Raw genomic sequence first — 20,939 nt, 5'->3', positions numbered from 1 at the left:
TTCTAATTTCCGTCTAACAGGAATACTTAACTATTTTCCAGAACCCATCGTAATTCCCTTTACAAAATGTTTTTGCATGAAAAGGAATAAAATTAATATTGGAAGCGAAGAAAGAATAATACCTGCAAATCCTACATTAAAATTCGTTTCAAATGCACTAAACAAGGTCGATTGCATAACAGTAAGGGTTTTCATACTGTTGTCCGATAAAAAGAGCTGTGGCAATAGGTAATCATTCCAAATTTGTAACGATAAAATAATCGTTAGTGCAGCTGCAACTGGCTTTAACATTGGTAATACAATTATCCAAAACGTTCGCATAATGGAACACCCATCGATAAAAGCGGCTTCTTCAATTTCCTTCGGTATTGTTTTCATAAATCCTGCCATGACAAAAATAGCAAATGGAAGACTAGTACCAACATATAGAAATATGACGCCAAAAAGGTTGTTAATGAATCCTAAATTGCTGCCAAGCACAAACATCGGAACAAAAATGACTTGATATGGAATCATGATTCCTGCAATAAAGAACATATATGTCCCATTAAAAAACTTATTTCCACCTCTTACGATTGAATACGCCGCCATCCCGCTAAGTAAAATAAGGAGTAAAACTGCACTTGCTGTAATGAAAAATGTATTTCCAAAGCTTTGGAAAAAATTCAGTGCTTCAAACGCCTGGGTAAAGTTCACCAATTCTAGCTTTTCGGGTAAAGAAAAAGGAGAGGAACCAATTATCTCTTGTGGCGACTTAAACGCGTAAAGGAAAACGACTAAAAATGGGAGTAAATAAAATATTACAATAACAGACACGATACTTTGAATAAGGAATGTTCCCTTGGTGTACTTTTTACTCATGTTATAATTCAACCTCCCTCTTACGCAGCACCTTTAATTGAATGAAAGCAAATATGAGCAGGACAAGAAGAAAGACAACACTCATCGCAGAAGCATAACTGGACTGCTGTGACATGAAGGCAGTGTCATAGATGTGCATAATTGTCGATTTAGATGAATCCCCTGGACCTCCACCTGTTGAGGCGACTATTAATTCATACACTTTTAAACTTCCTGTCGCAATCCCAATGGTACATATTGTTATCGATGGCCCTAACATAGGTATTGTAATATGAATAAACTTTTGCCACCAATTCCCGCCATCCACTGTACATGCTTCATAAATGTCTTTAGGAACTGCTTGAAGTCCCGCTAAGTAAATGAGCATCCAATAGCCAATCCATTGCCAGTTGTTGGCAACAAGGAGTCCTGTTAAAACAGTATTAGGGCTTGAAAAAAGGTTAAAATTGATACTAAGGGCAAATAAGTCATTAATACTTGGTAAGATCGTCCCGTACATTTTTGTCCAGATTTGACCGACTAGAATCGGGCTTAATAAAACAGGTGCAAAAATGATCGTCCGATAGAAATTTTTTGCCTTTATACTGCTATCTAGCATGACAGCAAAAAAGAAAGCTGCAACGTTTTGAATGATTGTATTAAAAATCATAAATAATCCAGTGAATTTAAAAGATTCAATGAACATTTCGTCCTTGAAAATTTCAATATAATTAGTAAATCCAATCCAATTTTTTTCTAAGCTAATTCCATCCCAATCTGTAAAAGAATTATAAATTCCCATTATAAGAGGGATAATCATGGCCACAATAAAAAAAACCAAAGGGGGCAACAGCAATAGAAAGTATTGAATATTCCTAGCATTAACCCTTTTCTTTTTGTGCACAATAGAAGTTGGTTTACTCGAAATCGTGATACTCATCGGCTGAGTATTCTTTCCTTCAAGTCTCATAAACAACACCCCATCACAATAAAAGTAGAGAGGAGAACAATTTCGTTCTCCCTTTTTTTAACCAGTCTTTTATTTGGTAGAAAATTTCACTTTTGATTTGAAATCGTCTGATGCTTTTAGTGCTTTATCCAATGTTTTATTTCCTAATAGCCATTCTGCAATATAATTTCCACTTTGTTCTTGATATGGCCAAGGAATTTGTACGTTACCGAGGTTTGCATCAGCTGCGCCAATGCTTTTATAATTGTTGATATCTTCTACATATGGAGCTTGAACAGCGGAAACCACATCAGGTATTAAGCTTTCTGTTTGAACAATGTCAATGTACTTTTTCGCCATATCCTTATTTGTAGCAAATACTTCTAAAACTTGTTTCACTTCTTTTGGATGCTTTGTTGTCGCACTTGCTGAGAAAGTGTGGTCGGGTTGCATGATGATTTTTGTATTTTTTTCATCCGTTGCTGGAGTTGGGAAAAATCCAATTTCAAGATCGGGATTATTTTTCAACACTTGAGCAGTCGACCACGTTCCGATAATCCACATTGCCGTTTCCTCTTTTGCAAACATTTCAGCTGCCCCTGTGAAATCTAGGCCAAATGGATCTTTGTTGGAATATTTGTATATTTCTTCGAAATGTTCAAACACTGTTTTGAATTCTGGTGAAGTAGCAAATGATACCTTCCCTTTTTGTAAATCATTTCCCCAAGTTGGATTTTTTGAATACACTTCAATGGTTGCAAACTGGTTGAATGAGTTTCCAATCTGGTAATCCTTGAAATGAGAAGTAAATGGTGTAATTCCCTTACTTTTTAATGTTTCAGCTACTGCCATTAACTCATCCCATGTTTTTGGGATTTCAATGTTGTTTTCTGTAAAAATTCTTTTGTTGTAGAATACTCCTTGGAAATTCGATGTATAGGGAACTGCATAATCCTTCCCATCTATCTGCAAGGCTTTTCTGATATCTTCAGGGAATTCACTCATAAATTCCTCTGTAGAAAGGTCCATTAAATGTTCAGTGTATTTCGGATGATCTCCACCTTTAATCATGATAATATCTGGTAATTGTTTCCCGGCAATTCTAGTTTGCATAACTGAACTAAAATCGGTGTCCCAGTTTATGTATTCAAATTCAAGCTTTACATTTGGCAACTCTTTTTCGACGGTTTCTTTAATCATTTTTTCAGTTTCTTTTGTATTCGTGTTATTCCAATCCAAAACCTTTAAGGTGACTTTTCCGTCTTTTGATGTACCTGAAGAGCTTGAACTACAAGCAACAAGGAGTGACCCAATGATTGAAATAATCATGATCAAGTGTACCCATTTAAAACCTTTTTTCATTTTTTAATTTCCCCCTTTTATAATTCATTTGCTAACACATCATTAGAAACAGAAAGAACTTTAATAACTTAATATAGATTTCTACTAGTGAGAACTTGTCTAAGAAGGGTAAATAATAGATTATCATTATCATTAGAGTAAGTAACGGAGTGATAAAACGCTTACATTTTAAAAGATTCTAACCTGTTAAAACATTTATATTCTTAATTTCTAACTTCTAAGTATCTAAGACAGATGAAAGCTAGTTTTATACCTGTTAATCTCTTAGCCTAAACAAATACCTAAGGTTTTAAAATAACTGTTATGTAGGCATTCCCCCTTATTAAACATTAGTTATACTAACGTGTTCAGAAAAATCAGATTAATCTAACTAGGTTTATTATATAGTCACTTTACATACTAGGACAATACAGAATCCTAACCTATTACTTTAAATCAGGTATAAAATCCTAACCTTTACTATTTACTCAAGCCTCATATGGGATGATAGTTTCTTGATTTAATCCCCACTATTCGGTGGCCTTTTCTCACAACAGAAAGAGGATTGCATGTTATTGCAACCCTCACACGTTATGAATGTTTTACTTCACTAATTTCTCATAAAAATTCAATCTTTGCTGCGCATTCTCTTTTATGATTATATCGACATCACTGTCGACGAAGGGTTCTACATTTTCTCCTTGAATTACTTTCATGGCGGTTTCTACGCTTAAATAGCCCATATCATAAGGGTTTTGGGCAATGGTACCAGGGAGGGTTTCGTCGGCAATTAACTTAAGCATCTCGGTCAGACCATCTGGCCCAATGACAGGTATTAAAAGCCCCTGTTTCTCAAACTCCTTGATTACCGGTAATGCGATCGTGTCATGTGAGGTCACCACACCCTTAATATCAGGATGGTCACGCAAAACCATTGAGACCGCCTTATGAACTGCTTTGGGATCATCCGATATTCCCGTTTTGGTAATGGAGATTTCGATTCCTGCATTCTGTAAAGAATTGGTAGCACCTTCGAGTCGCTGCCTAAATACCGGGAAAGATATATCACCACCGATAATGGCAACCTTATCGCCTGGCTGCAGTTGGGAGGCTAAAAAGGCTCCTGCTTTCTTACCTAAGTCGTTATTATCGGTTCCAATATAAGCCTTTTTGTTTTTCATGGGAAGGTCTGTATCTACTAGCAAAATAGGAATATCCGTTAATGTTTCTAATGTCGGTCTAACAAATGAACTGTACGGAGCCGTTATGATAATATCGGGCTTTTCTTTGTATGTCTTAATTAATAATTCTACCTGTTTTTGTGGTGATGCTTCACTTGGTACCATCACTTTGCCATCAATCCCAAAGTCTTTAAACCCTTTCTCCATACCAGCTTTCATAATATGCCAATATTGTGAGTCTGCTGCTTTTAATACAACGACTACAGTGGGCTTTTTATCAGCAAACGTTACGGATATAAAACCTAGAACGATGATAAAAATGACCGTACCAATAACCAACGTAATTTTCCCTTTCTTTAACACGGCAACATCCCCCTCTCTTCTGTGTTAAAGAATGTACCTACACGGTGTTTAAGATGGGATTGATCTGAAATCGAATAGAGAAAGTGGTCCCGTCATCACCCGTTTCAATTTCAATCTGAGCGTCATGCCGTTTGGCTACACTGTAACATATGGCTAACCCCAGACCTGTTCCTGTTTCCTTTGTGGTAAAGAAAGGTGTCCCTAATTTTGATAATACCTCTGGGTTGATACCCTGGCCTTGATCTTTTATTTGCAGAACCACTGTCTCATCGTCTTGAAAGGTTTTAATCGTCAAATTACCATTGGAAGTCATGGCATCTAATCCATTTAAGGCAATATTTAAGATGAGCTGGCGGATTTCTTTTTCGTCCAGAGAGATGTCAGGACATTCTCCTAAGTCCAGCTTAAGCTGTTTATTTGAACGGAACGCTTCTGCTTGAATCAGAGGAGATAAAGCTTCAATAATAGCATTCAAGTTCTGTTTCTTTTTGACACTGATTTTATTTTTAGCTAGATTCAAAAATTCTGTGATAATTGAGTTTGCCCTGTTCAATTCCTCTAGCATTAAATCAATGAAATCAGTAGATAAATTGTCCGCTCTATTCCTAGATAATTGCAAAAATCCTTGAACGGTTGTCATCGGGTTTCTGATCTCATGGGCAATACCTGCGGCCATTTCGCCGATTAAATTTAATCGGTCCAACCGATACATTTCGTTCTCAAGATGGACCCTTTCTGTAATATCATTCAATACGACGAGGGTACATGGCTCGGAATCAATATCAATCATCTCCGTGGACAATAATCCTGAGCGGACTTCCCCGTCTTTCGTTTCATACCTGATTTTCTTATTTCGAATCTTATTTTTTAAATCAATAGGCTTCCCTGATGACTCATCAATAAAATTTTCCCGATTAATTTTTTGATGTATCAATTCGTTACTCCTATAACCAGTGAATTTTGTCCAACTGGCATTGATATCAATAAATGTCAGATCCTTCTGTAATAAAATCGCCTTTAATAAGGGACTGGAATCAAAGATTTTTCGAAACCTTTCTTGAGAACGGAACAGATGGTCGGCCATTCTTTTTCGTTCTTCAATTTCTTTTTGCAGTTTCTTGTTTGACTTGGTCAGCTCGAGCGTCCGCGCTTCGACCACATGTTCCAAATTATGAAATCGCTGTTTTTTAACTTTTTCAATTTCTTTTCTTTCCGTTACATCCCGCACCGTACAAACAAATATCTGTTCATCCTCAATAATGGTGGATGCAATTAATAGATCACCATAGAAACAGCTTTTATCCTTCCGACTGGCAACCACTTCGATGATCTTTCCAACGGACTGTCTAATCGTAGAAATAAATGAGAGGGGTGAATGACATGACACTTCATTCTCCCATTTGGGAAAAAGCTTTAAAACGTGTTTTTCCAGCAATTCCTTGGCCTGATAGCCAAACATGCTAGTGACGGCAGGATTTACGGAAAGAATACAACCTTGATTATCAAACGTGACAATGGTATCGGTTATTGTTTCACTAACGGCTTTCGATAATGCCTCAGTCCGTCGTAAATTCAGGGTGGTTCTATCCAGCCTTTTGTTAACCTTATTCAGCTCTAGTAAATGTCCTAAATCTGTTTGAATAATCGTTTCTTGATGATTTTGATGGATTTTGACAAACTGTTCAATTTTCTTTTTCAATGTTTCGGGCTGAAAGGGTTTAAAAATATAATCAATCGCACCTACAGAGTACCCTTGATGCACATGTTCGATTTCTTGACTAATCGCTGTAATAAAAATAATCGGGATATTTTTCGTTTTTTCTCTCGCCTTTATAAGTTTGGCAGTATCAAATCCATTCAGTCCCGGCATTTGAACATCGAGTAAAATCACCGCAAAATCATGTTGAAGCATGCATTTTAACGCTTCTTTTCCTGAATGTGCGCTAATTAGATTGTAGTTTGGTGAATTGAGCACTGCCTCTAATGCTAAAAGGTTTTCTGGATGATCATCCACCATTAAAATATTCACCTTTTGAGAAGGCGTTTTATTTAACTTTTTGATAGAGCCTTTCGGGTCCATCAAATTCTCCGTAACAGTCTTCATAACGTGTAAATTTAACCCCCTCTCTTTTTCCTAAACCAAGAAAACCTGACGTACTTAGGCTTTCATATATTAATTGATGAACATCATTTTGAAGGTTCTTATTAAAATAGATGAGAACATTTCGGCATATAATGATATCAAACTCGTTAAAAGAATGATCGGATACTACATTATGCTGGGCAAAAATCATATTCTTCTGAAGAAATGGGTGGAAACAAACCTTATCGTCAATGGCTTTATAATATTCAGAAAAGGCCCGTTTCCCTCCTGCTTCAATATAGTTTTTAGTATAGAGCTTCATTTCTTCTAACGGAAAGGTACCTTGATTTGCTTTTTCGAGAATATTCTTATTTATATCAGTTGCATAGATTCTTGTTTTATCGTAAATGCCCTCTTCATGAAGGAGTATCGCCATTGAATACACTTCCTCACCGGAAGAACAGCCGACATGCCAAATTTTAATAGAAGGATAATCCTTTATTAAAGGAATCACATTTGTCCGGATACTCTTAAAAAAGGATGGATCCCGAAACATCTCCGTCACATTAATGGAAAAATCGGAAAGAAATGTTGCCATCACACAAGGTTCACGAAGGATTTTTTCCTGCAGCGCGGATATACTTGAAAGTCTCTCAATGTGAACGCGATGGTTAATTCTCCTTTGGATAAAAGGAAAGGCATAGTTTCTGAAATCATACCCATAATATCGAAAGATTGCCTCAAGTAATAAATCGATTTCAATTCTCTCGACCTCTTCAGTCTGAACTAGACTACTAGTTTCATGAAATTTAACATGTGCGATTTTCTAGCCCTCCTTCGTAAACAGCCATACTTGCATTAATGAGAACAACTGTTCTAAGTTGATTGGCTTGCTAATATAGTCGGTAGCTCCAGCCTGCAGACATTCTTCTCTGCTGTGTTTCATCGCCTTTGCTGTAAGGGCGATGATCGGTATCGTTTCAAATATATTTATTCTACGAATATGTTGGATGGCTTCAAACCCATCCATTTCTGGCATCATAATATCCATTAATATCAGGTCCGTATTCGGATGCTCCTGTAAAACCTGCAGCGCTTCCCTGCCGTTTTCTGCAACCAAGATCTCCATATCATAATTCTCTAACGCAATCGTTAATGCATATACATTACGAATATCATCATCGACGATAAGGATCTTCTTGTTTTTCAGAATCGATTTCCCATGTTTGAGCATTGAACCTTCCTTTAAAACTTGATCATCATTGTTTACTAAATAGTTAGCTTCCATACTGACCGCGGCTTCCGTCCGAGCCGTAGAGATATTTACGATGTTGTTATTCATTTGACGATTCGGCAAATATAACGTAAATGTGCTTCCATTCCTAATCTCACTTGTAACTTCTATAAACCCGCCCAATAACTGAGCAAGTTCCCTGCAAATTGAAAGACCTAATCCCGTACCGCCATATTTCCTGCTTGTCGTCCCATCTGCTTGTTTGAAAGCATCAAATATACTCTCTTGTTTTTCTTCCTCAATTCCAATACCCGTATCAATCACAGAAAAAGCAAACATTCGTTCAAGTCGCTGTTCTTCTCCTTTGTTGCCGGTGATGTTTTTCATCACACTGTTGATTTGTAAGGAGACACTGCCACTTTCCGTAAATTTAAACGCATTGGCTAGAAGATTTTTTACTATCTGCTGCAGTCGTTGCTCGTCCGTAATGATCGTCATTGGTAATGCTTTGTCTATTTCGATTGAAAAATGAACTTTCTTCTTGTTCGCAATGGGTGAGAATTGACGGTAGATGATATCTCTTAACTGATTCAATTCTACTTCTTTTGATATCACATCTAGTTTACCAGACTCTACTTTGGCCAAATCTAATATATCGTTGATTAAATTCAATAAATCATTTCCGGAAGAGTAAATGGTTTTAATGTATTCCTGTTGTTTATTTGTCAGATTCCCTTCTCCATTTTCAGAGAGGATTTGTGCTAGAATGAGCAAACTATTGAGAGGCGTTCTTAGCTCATGTGACATATTAGCTAGAAACTCGGTTTTATATTTAGAACTAAGCTCCAGCTGCTGTGCTTTTTCTTCCAGTGCCGCACTGACTTCTTGTATTTCGAAGTTGTGTTGTTTAGATGCTTCATACTGTTCCTCTAGTTTCTCATTAGTTGTCCTTAGCTCTTCTTGCTGCATCTGGAGTTCCTCTGATTGGGCCTGTAGTTCTTCTGTAAGGGCTTGTGACTCTTGCAATAATTGTTCTACCTTCATGTGGTTGATAATACTATTAATCTTAATTCCTAAATTGTTATTCACTTTTTCAAGCAGCTTTATTTGTATTGGGGTTAACGTCTCAAAAGAAGCAATTTCAATCACTGCAAGTACTTGTTCTTCAAATAATACGGGTAAAATCATTATTGTTTTAGGAGAAGCTTTTCCCAGACCTGAACCGATTTTTAGATAATCGTCCGGAACTTCATTTAGATGGATGGGGCGCTTTAAAAGAGCACATTGCCCAATCAATCCCTCTCCTAAACGAAATTGCTTTCGTTCTTCTTCCTTACCCAAAGAGGCGAAGGAAGACAGTCTTGTTAAATACTGGTCACTTTTGTTAACTTCTTTTAAATAGAAGACTCCGTAGCTCGCTCCCACCATAGGTATCAACTTAGTGATGAGCATTTCGGCTAACATCTGCACATTTTCTACTTCCGGATACATTGTTGCAATTTGAGCTATTTTTCTATTCAGCCAGCTCAACTCTTCTGCTTCTTCTTTTACTTCTTTCTCGATTCTACTATGTTTCTCAAGTGCTTGGGCCATTTTATTAAAGGCTACCGCGATTTCACTCAGTTCCCCTTTTGAGGAGATCTCAATTCGTGGTAGTGTATCAAAATCACTAGCCGCTGCCTGTTTCATCACGTCTGTTACCTTGTTAAGGTTGTTGCTGGTGCTTTTTATGATCCATATGGCAAAACTTATTCCAATGATTAAGCCGATTACAAGGTATATGTAAATATTTTCAACAGCCCAATTATAGGTATCTTTGGAACGTAACAATTCATTCTTCAACCCTTGTTCTTGTATGCCATGAAGTAGCTCGGCCATTTGATCCATCCTCTGACTGGTTCGTTCCATATCAGTCAAAAAAGCAGAAGTAAGTTCAGCGTTAGGATTGATTTTTCTTTCCATCAACGCTTGCTCGCCCATATTTCGATAAGATTCATGTAAGCTTTTAAATTTACTAATGAGTTCTTGAGATTTCTCTTGGGTGTCCCTTTTCTCCAGTGATTCAATCGCAATTTGTAAACTTGAATTTGAATTTTTCCATGCATTCGTCAAATCCATATTGAGTGCAGCTTCACGATTGTTTAACAAGGCATTTAACACATTTGATGATAAGGACGTTTCATCTTTGAGCGTGGAAGCAATTTCAATTCTTTCATTTAACTCATTAATCACAACATTCATCTTAACCGTTGATTGTTCTAGCATGTTCATTAAGATCATCACAATAATCGTAATAAACAAAAGTAATGACCCTATGCTCGTATAGAGCTTCGTACGAAATCTCATAATGCCTCCCACTAGTAGAATCATATTGTTTCATTCCTAAATTACATAGACTAGTAAAAATTTTCTCATTTTTAATCATACTTTATAATCCTTACTATCGTCCATATGATATTTTAGTAAGTTATGAAGTCACCTTAAAGTAACCACCCTTGAGTGCAAACATACATTTTAAATACAATAACTGCTTCTAAAACAAAAAAACTCACAATAGTATTTGTGAGCAATTAACATTATCTTATCACTATTCACCTGACTTTGTAATTTCTTAAAAATTCAAGATAAAAATAACAGCAGTTGCCGCAACACGAATTAATACTTGTCTTTACCCTATCGTAGGTTTTTCAACCTCCGTATATTTTAGCATGTCAGGTCCGCCAAATTCAGAAATAATAACCGTTTTCATTTAGGAGTTCCTCTCTTTCTTTACTTCAGATAAATCACTTATTACCATGGGGTTCCTATTAAAACGAATATGAGCCAAGCAAGTCCTGGTCCAAGAGCAATGAAAAGACCTGCGATCATCAAGAGCTTTCTGAAGAATAAACGTTCATTCACACCTTGTACGTTTGCCATAATAAGTGCGCCGTTTGTAGAGAATGGGCTGATGTCAACAACACTAGCCGCAACCGCAAGAGCAGATACAACCCCGATTGATGACATAGTAGGATCTTGCAAGATAGGTGCTGAGAGCGGGATAACAGCAGCTAAGAAGCCTGTTGTCGAAGCGAATGCTGAGACAATCCCTCCTACATAGGAAGCCATTAGGGATGCCATTACAGGATTACCAATAGCGGCAATTTGATTCGTCATAAACTCCATTGTTCCTACCTTTTCCATAACACCAACATAAGTCATGATTCCGCAAACCATTAGCATGACGCCCCAAGGCATTTGTTTGATGATATCCCCTTGGTCTTTAGGGGCCATTAATGCCAATACAAGGCCAATCATCAATGCCCCAAAGCCCATATTCATTTTGAACGCCAGAGCCAATGTAATTAGGAGTCCGATTCCGAACAATGTGGCAATTTTATACCAAGTTGCACCATAATCATTCGTTTTGATCACTGCAGAATTTCCGCCTTCAACCGCAGCAGCTACTTCCAATACAGACCTGTTATTGTGGTGTTTAAGCAATCGAAGTCCTCCGAATGCGAGGAACACAACCACAGAAATCAATACGTAGAAAATAAAGCAGTTGATAAAAAGCATGATTGGTGAATGAGGAATCTTTTCAGATTCCATGATACCGTTTACAACTAAACCGAAGATATTTAATGGTGAGAAGGATCCGGCATACATTCCGGTAGAAATTAACGTACCCATCAAGATTGGATTAATTTTGTGCTGGAATGCTAAGCGTAAAGCGATTGGGAATAAAATTGGGCCAACTGCAACAGTAGAGGCTCCTACTGCAGACAGGAGTGCACTCAGGAAGAACAAGACCCATGGAAGCAGACCAACGTTTCCTTTTACTAACTTAAGTCCACCTGAAATGATCAGGTCGAGTGTTCCGTTTTTCAGGGCAATTGCGAATAGATAGGTAACCCCTGCAAGAAGAATAAACATATCTACTGGGAAAGCTGCGTAAAGGTCATCTATGGATAACCCACTAACATATGTACCGACGATAAATGCAGCAACAATGCCCAATACTCCCATGTTAACTGATATAACCGATCCGATGATGAACATCGATAATAAAACAATAAGAGTAATAATTTCTAAACTCATAGATTTCGCCTCCTAATTAAATTATGTAATTGCGTATTTTGTTTATCTTTTGAAACTTATGATTATAATAAAAAATGTTTTAAGCGCTTACATCTATTTAGAAAAATAATTCCCTATCAATTGATAGAATATAAGTTCTTGGGAATAAGATCTATACCATTCTATCATTTAATTACTCCAATTTTGGTGGTATACAAGATTTCCCTTATGGAAAAAGGATTTAACAACAAAAAACATAAAATAAATTAAATTCCTATCAATCCCCCAAACCTAATTTGAAGTTTATAAATATTCTGTCTATTATCACTATATTATTTTGTGTGTTTACTGTCAACAGTCTACAGTAAAAAAATAAACCTAAGTGCTTTATAACGATTTAATTTATTTATTACCAGGTTATACCTTCGATTTGCTAAAAACCTTCATCACCCGTTTCTGTGAAGCAATAAATACTAGTGGATATCCTATAACTAATAAAAACAGAATAAGAGAAATAATTCCATGCCAATGAAAATGTATCCAAAAATAGCCCCCGAAGGAACCAATTAGGCTTGATCCCAGGTAGTAAAATAGAAGATATAGAGAAGACGCCTGTGCTTTGTTTTGGGTGGCATGTTCACCAACCCAGGAACTCGCTATGGAATGGCTGGCAAAAAAACCGAACGTAAAAATAGAAATCCCCGCAATTTTCCCAATTAATGAGGGAACAAGAGAGATAAGAGCCCCTGCCAACATAATAGCCATTGATAGTTTCAAAATAGTGGAATAACCATATTCATCTGCCTTTTTCCCCATATAAACTGAGCTGTAAGTCCCACAGATATAGACGATGAAGATAAAACCTACATGTGTTTGGCTCAACGCATAGGGAGGCTCTACCAGCAAGAATCCAATATAGTTATATAATGTTACAAAACTCCCCATTAGTAAAAATGATAGCAATAATAACGAGATTAATTGTTTATTATTCAGATGTATCTTATAAGCCAGACAGACAGATTTTAAGTCCGGTTTATTTTTTGCCGTATATTGAGATTTAGGCAGAGCAATTAAAAATAAAACACTGAAAATCAGGGCTAATCCCCCTACAGCTATTAAAGCAATTCTCCAAGTAAAAATATCAGACAACACACCAATTAATATTCTTCCAGCCATCCCTCCTATCGTTGTTCCACTAATATAAAGCCCCATGATTCTGCCAATGCCTTTTGGATGAAATTCTTCCCCGATGTATGCCATGGCTATCGATGGGACACCAGCTATAAAAATTCCCAGTAAAGCGCGAAATACCAGCAGTGTGATAAAGTTCGGACTTAATGCTGTTAGCAATGCAAGAAAAGAAGTAAAGAACATGGAAAGCACCATGATCTTCTTTTTTCCTATCACATCTGATATGGCAGCCGCAACCAGCATAGAAATAGCCAACAATCCAGTCGACAAAGACACAGTTAAACTAGCCAGTGGCGCCGAAACACCAAATTCATTAGCAAAGACCGGAAGCAATGGCTGAGTTGTATAAAGAATCGAAAAAGTAACAAACCCTCCTAAAAATAGCGAAAGGCTTGCCCGAGTATATTCTTTTGATCCTTTGAGAATGTAACCCACAAGCCCCTCCCCTTCCTTATAAGAGTAAAACTCCTTATCTAGTATTTGGCACTGTTCCCAATTCACTCTGATGGTTATACAATACTTTCTCAGTAACTGCAGCTCCCACCTGTTCAGTGTTTGACGTACCTCCCATATCAGGTGTCAAAAAAATCCCTTCCACCATTACCTGTTCCATCGCATGCAGGACTCGCTTTCCCCAATCCTCATGACCGAAAAAGTCTAACATTTGGCTTGCCGACCAAATTGCAGCCAACGGGTTTGCTATCCCCTTCCCGGCAATATCTGGAGCGGATCCATGAATCGGTTCGAACATGGATGGGTATTCACGTTCCGGATTAATGTTAGCTCCCGCTGCCAGCCCCAAACCTCCGGCAATCGCTGCCCCTAAATCAGTGAGGATATCCCCGAAAAGATTAGAGGTGACCACTACTTCAAAACGCCATGGCTGCTTGATAAAGAACATGGCAGCAGCATCAACTAGATAGGAATGTGTTTCCACATCAGGATAATCTTTTGCCACTTCTTCAAACACTTGATCCCAGAACACCATCGAATAATTTAAAGCATTGCCCTTACTAATGCTTGTCAGTGATCTGCCCTGTTTCCTTGCTTCTTCAAAGGCGTAACGTATAATCCGTTCCGTCCCTACCCTAGAAAAAATTCCGGTTTGCAAAACCACTTCATGGGGCTGACCTTTATACAGCCAATCTCCTGCACCAGCATATTCGCCCTCGCTATTTTCACGAATGACTAACATATCAATTTGCTCCCTCTTAAGACCATTGAGAGGGCATGGAGCGCCTTCTAATAATGTAATCGGGCGGAGATTAACATACTGATTGAAGCCTTTGCGTATCTTTAATAACAAATCCCATAATGAAATATGATCAGGAACACCTGGAGCTCCCACTGCCCCTAGATAAATGGCATCGAAGGAACGCAGCTGGTTTAAGCCGTCATATGGCATCATTATTCCATGTTCCAAGTAATACTCACAGCCCCATGGAAAGTGAGTAAAGTCAAATTCAAACTTACCGTCCAGTTCAGCTGCTTTGTTTAAAACTTTTATTCCCTCGTTGATCACCTCCGGTCCGATCCCATCTCCGGCAATAATCGCAATTTTATATACTTTTTTCAATCTGTCGCACTCCTTTCCTATTTAACATTAATTTACGTATAGCTGATAGATATTATCGAAGAATGATGGCAATCCACTGTGTTATCCTATATTACTTATCTAAAATTTACCGGATAGTAAATGTCCAGCATTTGGTACCTCTGTTGGAAGGTTTAATTCCTTGAGAATTTTAAAAACTGTTGCAACTCCGGCAGACAACACTGGAATTCCCAAACGGTCTTGAACAGCCTGAATAGCTGGAAGAGAAGGCATCTGAACGCATGCTGATAGGACAACTGCATCTGCTCCTTCAATATTCAAACGGTCTGCATGGCCTATTAGGTTTTCCGGATCCAAGCGGCCAACTTCAAGGTTATCCGCAACTTCGAGGCTGATTGAATCAATGACTTCAATGCCAGCAGCATTTAAATATTCAATTACCGTTTTAGTTAATGGCTTCATATATGGTGTAATAATGGAAACCTTTTTCGCCCCAATCGTTTCAAGGCCCTCAATTAATGCTCCTGCACTGCTGACAATTGGAGCTGCACCACCATTGCTGACCGTAACCTTTCCTAAGCGTTCTTCAGAAATGTGATGATATCCCGGACCCTGACACATAATGGCAACTAGACATGCATAAGCCAGCACATCGCATCGTGCATCGGAAAGCTCCACTGCACAACGGTCACTATCTACATCCATTTTCTTTAATTCATCCGGATTTACATGCATCATCCGCATACGTGCAGAATGGAATGTAAAGGTTTCCTCTGGTTTAATCTGCATTCTGGAATGAAGCATAGCCGGAATTTCTGTTTCCATCGTTGTGTTAGAGCTGGGTACGATAAGGCCTACTCGATAATTTTTACTCATCATGATATCCCCCTGATTAAATTTGATTTTGAACAACCTTTATTTTATGAAAATGGCCGGTTAATTCTCGATTGGTTAATGGTTCTACCTTTTCGACGCAAGCTAGAAGTGATGAAAGATCAATTCCCGTTTCAATTCCCATTTCATTCAGCATAAAGACCACATCTTCAGTAGCCACATTACCTGCTGCTCCTGGGGCAAACGGGCATCCTCCAAGTCCGCCAATGGAGGTGTCAAATCGTGTAACATCTGCTTGGAGGGCAGCCATAATATTTGCTTGGGCTAACCCATATGTATCGTGGAAATGGGCAGTGATTAACGCATTCGGCTGTTCCTTGAAAATACGGCTGAATAAATCAAAAACCTGAGCGGGGTTTGCCCTGCCGATTGTATCACAGATGACAATTTCATCCACCCCTGAACGGTCAATTTGACGGACCATGTCCAAAACAAGCTCGGAATCCACACTTCCCTCATATGGACACCAGAATGCGGTGGCAATATTATAGCGAAGGAAATTTCCCATCTCCTTTGCCTTTTCTACGACACTAGAAAACTTATTGATTGATTCGTCCCTAGTCATTTTGACATTTTTCAAATTAAAGCTATCACTAGCCCCAACTACGAGTGAAAGGGAACGCACCCCATTTTCTACAGCCCTTTCAAATCCCTTTTCATTCGGTATTAATGCCATGTACTGAATAGATGGATCTTGTTCTATGCCTTCTAACACTTCTTTGGCATCCTTCATTTGCGGAACGTACACTGGATGCACAAATGAAGTGGCTTCCATCCGTTTAATTCCTGTTTTATTTAAGGCATTAATCATTTCAATCTTCTTTTCTGTCGGGATAAAATTCGCTTCATTTTGAAGCCCGTCTCGGGGCCCTACCTCTATAAGTTCTACCTTTTTTGGCAGTTTCATAGGTATCATTCTCCTTGTAACAAATTATGAGATTCCTAGTTTTTTCGCAAGATAAGGCTCCAAACCGCCAAGCTTTACCATTTCGATTAAATGTTCAGGCAGCTTTGTTCCTTTGTATTCTGCGCCTTTTGTATGGTTGATGATTTTTCCTTCTAGAAGGTTGATTTCAAGATCATCGCCTTCTTCTATAAGAGTGGTATCCAGCATCTCCACAACCGGCAGGCCTACATTAATGGAATTGCGATAAAAAATACGGGCGAATGAATTTGCGACAATCGCTCCGATTTGGTGGTGCTTCAATACCATTTGTGCTGTTTCTCGGCTGGAACCTGAACCAAAATTATTTCCGGCAACCAAAATATCCCCTGGTTGTACTTTTTCAGCAAATGTTGGATCAATTGCCTCCATAGCATGCACGGCCTGTTTTTCAACTGGTAAACTCATATATTGCCCTGGAGATATGATGTCAGTATTGATGTTGTCCCCATATTTCCAGACTCTTCCTCTAATGATGAATGACATTACACCATTACCTCCTTCGGCAGATACTTGCGCGGGTCTGTAATTTTCCCCTCAATCGCTGTTGCAGCCACTGCTGCAGGCGACCCAAGATAGACCTCGCCTTTTGGACTTCCCATCCGGCCTCTAAAGTTCCGATTTGAAGAAGACATAACGACTTCCCCGGCCCCGATTACTCCGCTAGTGAATCCACCGCAGGCACCACATGATGGCATGTTTACAATACATCCTGCTTCCGTCAAAATATCGAGAATTCCCTCCTTGTTCGCTTGCATCCAGATATGCTGGGATGCAGGTACTACAAGGCACCGGATGTTTTTCGAAATCTTCTTCCCTTTCAGTATTTGAGCGGCGATCCGTAGATCACTGATTCGGCCATTTGTACAGGAACCTAAATAAACTTGGTCAACCGCCTTACCTTCTACCGCGCTCACTGGATGAACATTATCTACTTCATGTGGGCAGGCTACCTGAGGTTCTAATTCAGAAGCATCGTAATGTAAAACTCGTGTATAAACGGCGTCTTGATCGCTAGAAATCATCTCAATCTCTTCCATTACACCCTTTGACCTTAAAAATTCTACCACTTTTTGATCAGGTTCAATTAACCCTGTTTTTGCGCCGGCTTCTACGGCCATATTGGATAAAACCAGTCTTTCATCCATGGACAAGTCCTCAATCGCAGTACCCGAAAATTCAATGGTTTGATACGTAGCACCCGCATGTCCAATATCCTTGATGGTTTTAAGAACGATGTCTTTTGCGTAAACTCCGTGAGGCAGCTTACCATCCCAAACCACTTTGATCGTTTCTGGAACCTTTAGCCAAGTTTCACCTGTCAATAAGACTCCGATCATTTCCGTGGAACCAATACCGGTAGCAAAAGCCCCTAATCCTCCTGCCATGCACGTATGAGAATCCGTTCCAAGGATCAATCTTCCCGGACGGACATGTCCATGTTCTACAATGACTTGGTGGCAAGGCCCTTCAAATTCATAATAATAAGGAAGCTCTTGAGCACGGGCCCAATCCCTCGTAAATTTAAGGATATCTGCCTGCTGAACCGTTGCCGGAGGCGTGCAATGATCAGATACAACTACAACCTTTTCTTTATCAAATAACTTCCCGCCTAATCGGCGAAAGCCCCCATCTACCAGCCATGGTCCTAATAAATCGTGCATCATGGCTATATCCACTTTGACCCATACAATATCTCCGGCCTTTACACTTGTCTGTCCTGAAGCTTTTGCGAGAATTTTTTCTGACATCGTCATTCCCATCAATATTCACCTCTTCCTAGATAATCCCTTTTTCCTTCAGTTTCTGTATTTCATCAGCGGAAAGATTTATTTTGTCTCCTAGCACTTCGTTCGTATGCTGTCCTAATTTAGGACCTGCCCATTCAATCGTTCCTGGTGTCTCGCTCATTTTCGGGATGATGCCCGGCATTTTCAAAGTCGTTCCGAGCTCTTCCACTTTTACTTCTTGGATCATTTGACGAGCGTGATAATGCGGGTCATTCACAATGTCTTCTATTGAGTAAATAGCGCCCGCTGGAACATTGGCATTATCCAGGTATGTCATTATTTCATCAAAGGGCATACTCTTAGTCCAATCTTCAATCAAAGAATCCAGGTATTCCGCATGCTCTGACCGTTTTGAGTTATTTTCAAAACGAGGGTCCTCAGCTACATCTTCATGGCCCATTGCATTCATCAGACGCTTGAAGATCGCATCGCCGTTTGCACCAATAACTACATATTTTCCATCCCCACACATGTACGTATTCGAAGGTGTTATACCCGGTAATGTACTGCCTGTTCGTTCCCGAATCACTCCAGCCCGGTCGAATTCAGGCAGGGTGCTCTCCATCATGCTAAAGACAGATTCATAGAGCGCAACATCGATTACTTGACCTTCCCCCGTTCCGTTCACATCGCGATGATACACAGCCATTAATGCCCCATTAACCGCAAAAAGCGCGGATAACGAATCTCCGATACTGATTCCGACACGTGTTGGCGGACGATCTGGGTAACCGGTAATATAACGGAGACCTCCCAAAGCCTCTCCTATAGAACCAAATCCTGGCTTATCGCGGTATGGTCCATCCTGCCCATAACCCGAAACACGAATCATAATCAACCCTGGATTAATAGCCTTTAAGTCTTCGTATCCTAATCCCCATTTCTCCATCGTTCCTGGTCGGAAGTTTTCTATTAAAATATCGATTTCCTTTACCAATTTGCGAATCAATTCCTGTCCTTCAGCTTCTCGAAGGTTGACCGTAATCGATTTTTTATTACGAGACTGCACATACCACCAGAGGCTTGTTCCGTTTTCAACAACGCGCCAGTTGCGGATGGGGTCGCCCTGCTCAGGAGTCTCGACTTTAATAACTTCTGCCCCGAATTCAGCAAGCATCCTAGCAGCGGACGGTCCCGCTATCAATTGCCCCATCTCCAACACTCGTAAACCTTCAAGTGCTCTTTTGCCCATTCCAAACAACTCCTAAATTAGAAATTTATATAGGTTAATACATCTTAAAAAATAGTTTCTTCAATATGTTTTAGTAAGCGATTCCATTTTTATATTAACCTCGTAATGGTAGACTGTCAACAGTTAACAATTGAAATAATCTCAATATTTTTTTTTTTCATACTTTAATTGGTCTATGCCTAAAGAAGATAAAAGTCCCGTTGGATGAAATGCTTTTATATAAAATTGAAATATAGTACACTATTTTATATAGAATATGACTGAAAAAATTTAGAGATTTAAGGCTGCAAGGATACCCATAGGAAAAAATACCGGAACCCCATTACCTTAATAATGGATACGAAATACAAGAATCATTACAACTGCAGGGGGATTTTTATGAGAGAGATTAAAAAAAACGAACCGCTTCATAGCCAGGTTTATCATATTGTAAAAGAGATGATTATGGAGGGAAAATATCAGCCAGGCGAAAGGCTCGTTGAAACAAAAGTGGCAGAAAGTTTAGGAGTTAGCCGAGGAACTGTTCGGGAAGCATTCCGAATGCTTACAAAAGATGATTTACTTGTCCAAAAAGAAAATAGCTTATTCGTGTATGACCCGAATGCACAGGATATATTAGATATTTACGAATGCCGAAAAAGCCTAGAATCTCTTTCGGCAAAACTGGCAGCTCAAAACATCACAGATGAGCAATTAGATCAATTAGAATGTATCATCAAAGAGTCAAAAGAAGCACTGTCTAATAATGATCCTCATAAGCATACTATCTTTAACCAACAGTTTCACGATACGATTGCATTCTCTTCACAAAATAAACAGCTCATTAATTTATTTGAAGTTATTAACGCAAAGGTTCTTTATATCCGCAATTGCATACTGAAGGAACGTACCGATAGCTTCGCTGTTCTAGTGGATGATCATGAACAAATTTTTCTAGCCTTGAAGGAACGTAATCCTGAAAAAGCTGTAGAAAAAATGAACAACCATATCCAAAGAAGCTTAAAAGTGGCAAATTCAGCATTACAAAATGAATTTGATAATACCGGTGGTTCTTTATAGAAACCTGGGGACGGTTCTAATGGCTAATTTGACCAGTGTACATCATAATGGAACCATCGGAACCGCTCCTCTGGTGTTTTTAAACAAAAAAAATACTCACAAAAAGGATTTGTGAGCTATTGAGGTTACTAGTATTTGGAATCTTTTCTATTCCCTATCGCATGTTCACTTAGAATTTTAGGTCGGTTCATGAAACGAATTAAAACTGTTTTGGTTTCATTATTTACCTATATTAAAGTGGACCCAGGCAGCTGGAAATCTTTCT

Annotated in this window: 16 protein-coding genes; 1 reads left to right on the top strand and 15 read right to left on the bottom strand. The window is 38.8% G+C overall.

Translation table 11 applies throughout. The features are described from left to right. Positions 1 to 30: 30 nt before the first annotated feature. From F4694_RS20475 to F4694_RS20405, 15 genes are all read right to left on the bottom strand, one after another. Positions 31 to 861 carry a carbohydrate ABC transporter permease gene (locus tag F4694_RS20475; protein ID WP_179601373.1) on the bottom strand — a complete coding sequence of 277 codons (831 nt, stop codon included), beginning with the start codon at positions 859 to 861 and terminating at the stop codon, positions 31 to 33. 1 nt (position 862) lies between these two features. Further along, positions 863 to 1,810, bottom strand: coding sequence for a carbohydrate ABC transporter permease (locus F4694_RS20470; RefSeq protein WP_179601371.1), 948 nt, complete (start codon positions 1,808 to 1,810; stop codon positions 863 to 865). A gap of 69 nt (positions 1,811 to 1,879) precedes the next feature. Beyond that, positions 1,880 to 3,151, bottom strand: coding sequence for an ABC transporter substrate-binding protein (locus F4694_RS20465; protein WP_179601369.1), 1,272 nt, complete (start codon positions 3,149 to 3,151; stop codon positions 1,880 to 1,882). Positions 3,152 to 3,732: 581 nt separating this feature from the next. Next, positions 3,733 to 4,674 carry a sugar ABC transporter substrate-binding protein gene (locus tag F4694_RS20460; RefSeq protein WP_179601367.1) on the bottom strand — a complete coding sequence of 314 codons (942 nt, stop codon included), beginning with the start codon at positions 4,672 to 4,674 and terminating at the stop codon, positions 3,733 to 3,735. A gap of 37 nt (positions 4,675 to 4,711) precedes the next feature. Further along, a complete protein-coding gene (locus tag F4694_RS20455; RefSeq protein WP_257029328.1) occupies positions 4,712 to 6,778 on the bottom strand; it encodes a PAS domain S-box protein in 2,067 nt (688 codons plus the stop codon). Continuing rightward, a complete protein-coding gene (locus tag F4694_RS20450; protein ID WP_308806473.1) occupies positions 6,720 to 7,514 on the bottom strand; it encodes a CheR family methyltransferase in 795 nt (264 codons plus the stop codon). Before F4694_RS20450 ends, F4694_RS20455 begins: the two co-directional genes overlap by 59 nt. Positions 7,515 to 7,583: 69 nt before the next feature. After that, a complete protein-coding gene (locus F4694_RS20445; protein ID WP_179601363.1) occupies positions 7,584 to 10,337 on the bottom strand; it encodes a response regulator in 2,754 nt (917 codons plus the stop codon). A 444-nt stretch (positions 10,338 to 10,781) separates the two neighbouring features. Next, complete coding sequence (locus F4694_RS20440) at positions 10,782 to 12,071, bottom strand: SLC13 family permease (RefSeq protein WP_179601361.1); 1,290 nt, start codon at positions 12,069 to 12,071, stop codon at positions 10,782 to 10,784. Positions 12,072 to 12,467: 396 nt separating this feature from the next. Continuing rightward, the gene (locus tag F4694_RS20435; protein ID WP_179601359.1) at positions 12,468 to 13,676 is read right to left on the bottom strand and encodes an MFS transporter; all 1,209 of its coding nucleotides are present in this window, start codon (positions 13,674 to 13,676) and stop codon (positions 12,468 to 12,470) included. 34 nt (positions 13,677 to 13,710) lie between these two features. After that, positions 13,711 to 14,817 (bottom strand): tartrate dehydrogenase, encoded by a 1,107-nt coding sequence (locus F4694_RS20430; RefSeq protein WP_179601357.1) that lies wholly within the window; start codon positions 14,815 to 14,817, stop codon positions 13,711 to 13,713. A gap of 99 nt (positions 14,818 to 14,916) precedes the next feature. Next, positions 14,917 to 15,675 (bottom strand): maleate cis-trans isomerase family protein, encoded by a 759-nt coding sequence (locus F4694_RS20425; RefSeq protein ID WP_306458499.1) that lies wholly within the window; start codon positions 15,673 to 15,675, stop codon positions 14,917 to 14,919. Positions 15,676 to 15,688: 13 nt separating this feature from the next. Beyond that, positions 15,689 to 16,597 (bottom strand): hydroxymethylglutaryl-CoA lyase, encoded by a 909-nt coding sequence (locus F4694_RS20420; protein ID WP_179601355.1) that lies wholly within the window; start codon positions 16,595 to 16,597, stop codon positions 15,689 to 15,691. Positions 16,598 to 16,621: 24 nt separating this feature from the next. Further along, positions 16,622 to 17,119, bottom strand: a complete 498-nt coding sequence (locus tag F4694_RS20415) for a LeuD/DmdB family oxidoreductase small subunit (RefSeq protein ID WP_179601353.1) — start codon at positions 17,117 to 17,119, stop codon at positions 16,622 to 16,624. Further along, on the bottom strand, positions 17,119 to 18,396 hold the full coding sequence (locus F4694_RS20410; RefSeq protein WP_179601351.1) for a 3-isopropylmalate dehydratase large subunit: 1,278 nt from the start codon (positions 18,394 to 18,396) through the stop codon (positions 17,119 to 17,121). Before F4694_RS20410 ends, F4694_RS20415 begins: the two co-directional genes overlap by 1 nt. Positions 18,397 to 18,412: 16 nt before the next feature. After that, on the bottom strand, positions 18,413 to 19,615 hold the full coding sequence (locus F4694_RS20405; RefSeq protein WP_179601349.1) for a CaiB/BaiF CoA transferase family protein: 1,203 nt from the start codon (positions 19,613 to 19,615) through the stop codon (positions 18,413 to 18,415). Positions 19,616 to 19,993: 378 nt separating this feature from the next. On the opposite strand from F4694_RS20405, the gene F4694_RS20400 reads away from it, so the two are divergent. Beyond that, positions 19,994 to 20,674: a GntR family transcriptional regulator gene (locus F4694_RS20400; protein WP_179601347.1), complete on the top strand. Its 681-nt coding sequence runs from the start codon at positions 19,994 to 19,996 to the stop codon at positions 20,672 to 20,674. Positions 20,675 to 20,939 lie beyond the last annotated feature (265 nt).

The sequence above is a fragment of the Neobacillus driksii genome (assembly GCF_013409995.1).
GTDB classification, from domain to species: Bacteria; Bacillota; Bacilli; order Bacillales; family Cytobacillaceae; genus Neobacillus; species Neobacillus driksii.
Note: the sequence above shows the minus strand (reverse complement) of the source record. Positions and strands in the feature narration are given on the sequence as shown.

Bases quoted from the DNA above. Each gene is read 5' to 3' on its own strand.
- F4694_RS20475 (WP_179601373.1), bottom strand. From the start codon at position 861: ATGAGTAAAAAGTACACCAAGGGAACATTCCTTATTCAAAGTATCGTG.
- F4694_RS20470 (WP_179601371.1), bottom strand. From the start codon at position 1,810: ATGAGACTTGAAGGAAAGAATACTCAGCCGATGAGTATCACGATTTCG.
- F4694_RS20465 (WP_179601369.1), bottom strand. From the start codon at position 3,151: ATGAAAAAAGGTTTTAAATGGGTACACTTGATCATGATTATTTCAATC.
- F4694_RS20455 (WP_257029328.1), bottom strand. From the start codon at position 6,778: ATGAAGACTGTTACGGAGAATTTGATGGACCCGAAAGGCTCTATCAAA.
- F4694_RS20445 (WP_179601363.1), bottom strand. From the start codon at position 10,337: ATGAGATTTCGTACGAAGCTCTATACGAGCATAGGGTCATTACTTTTG.
- F4694_RS20440 (WP_179601361.1), bottom strand. From the start codon at position 12,071: ATGAGTTTAGAAATTATTACTCTTATTGTTTTATTATCGATGTTCATC.
- F4694_RS20425 (WP_306458499.1), bottom strand. From the start codon at position 15,675: ATGATGAGTAAAAATTATCGAGTAGGCCTTATCGTACCCAGCTCTAAC.
- F4694_RS20420 (WP_179601355.1), bottom strand. From the start codon at position 16,597: ATGAAACTGCCAAAAAAGGTAGAACTTATAGAGGTAGGGCCCCGAGAC.
- F4694_RS20415 (WP_179601353.1), bottom strand. From the start codon at position 17,119: ATGTCATTCATCATTAGAGGAAGAGTCTGGAAATATGGGGACAACATC.
- F4694_RS20410 (WP_179601351.1), bottom strand. From the start codon at position 18,396: ATGGGAATGACGATGTCAGAAAAAATTCTCGCAAAAGCTTCAGGACAG.
- F4694_RS20405 (WP_179601349.1), bottom strand. From the start codon at position 19,615: ATGGGCAAAAGAGCACTTGAAGGTTTACGAGTGTTGGAGATGGGGCAA.
- F4694_RS20400 (WP_179601347.1), top strand. From the start codon at position 19,994: ATGAGAGAGATTAAAAAAAACGAACCGCTTCATAGCCAGGTTTATCAT.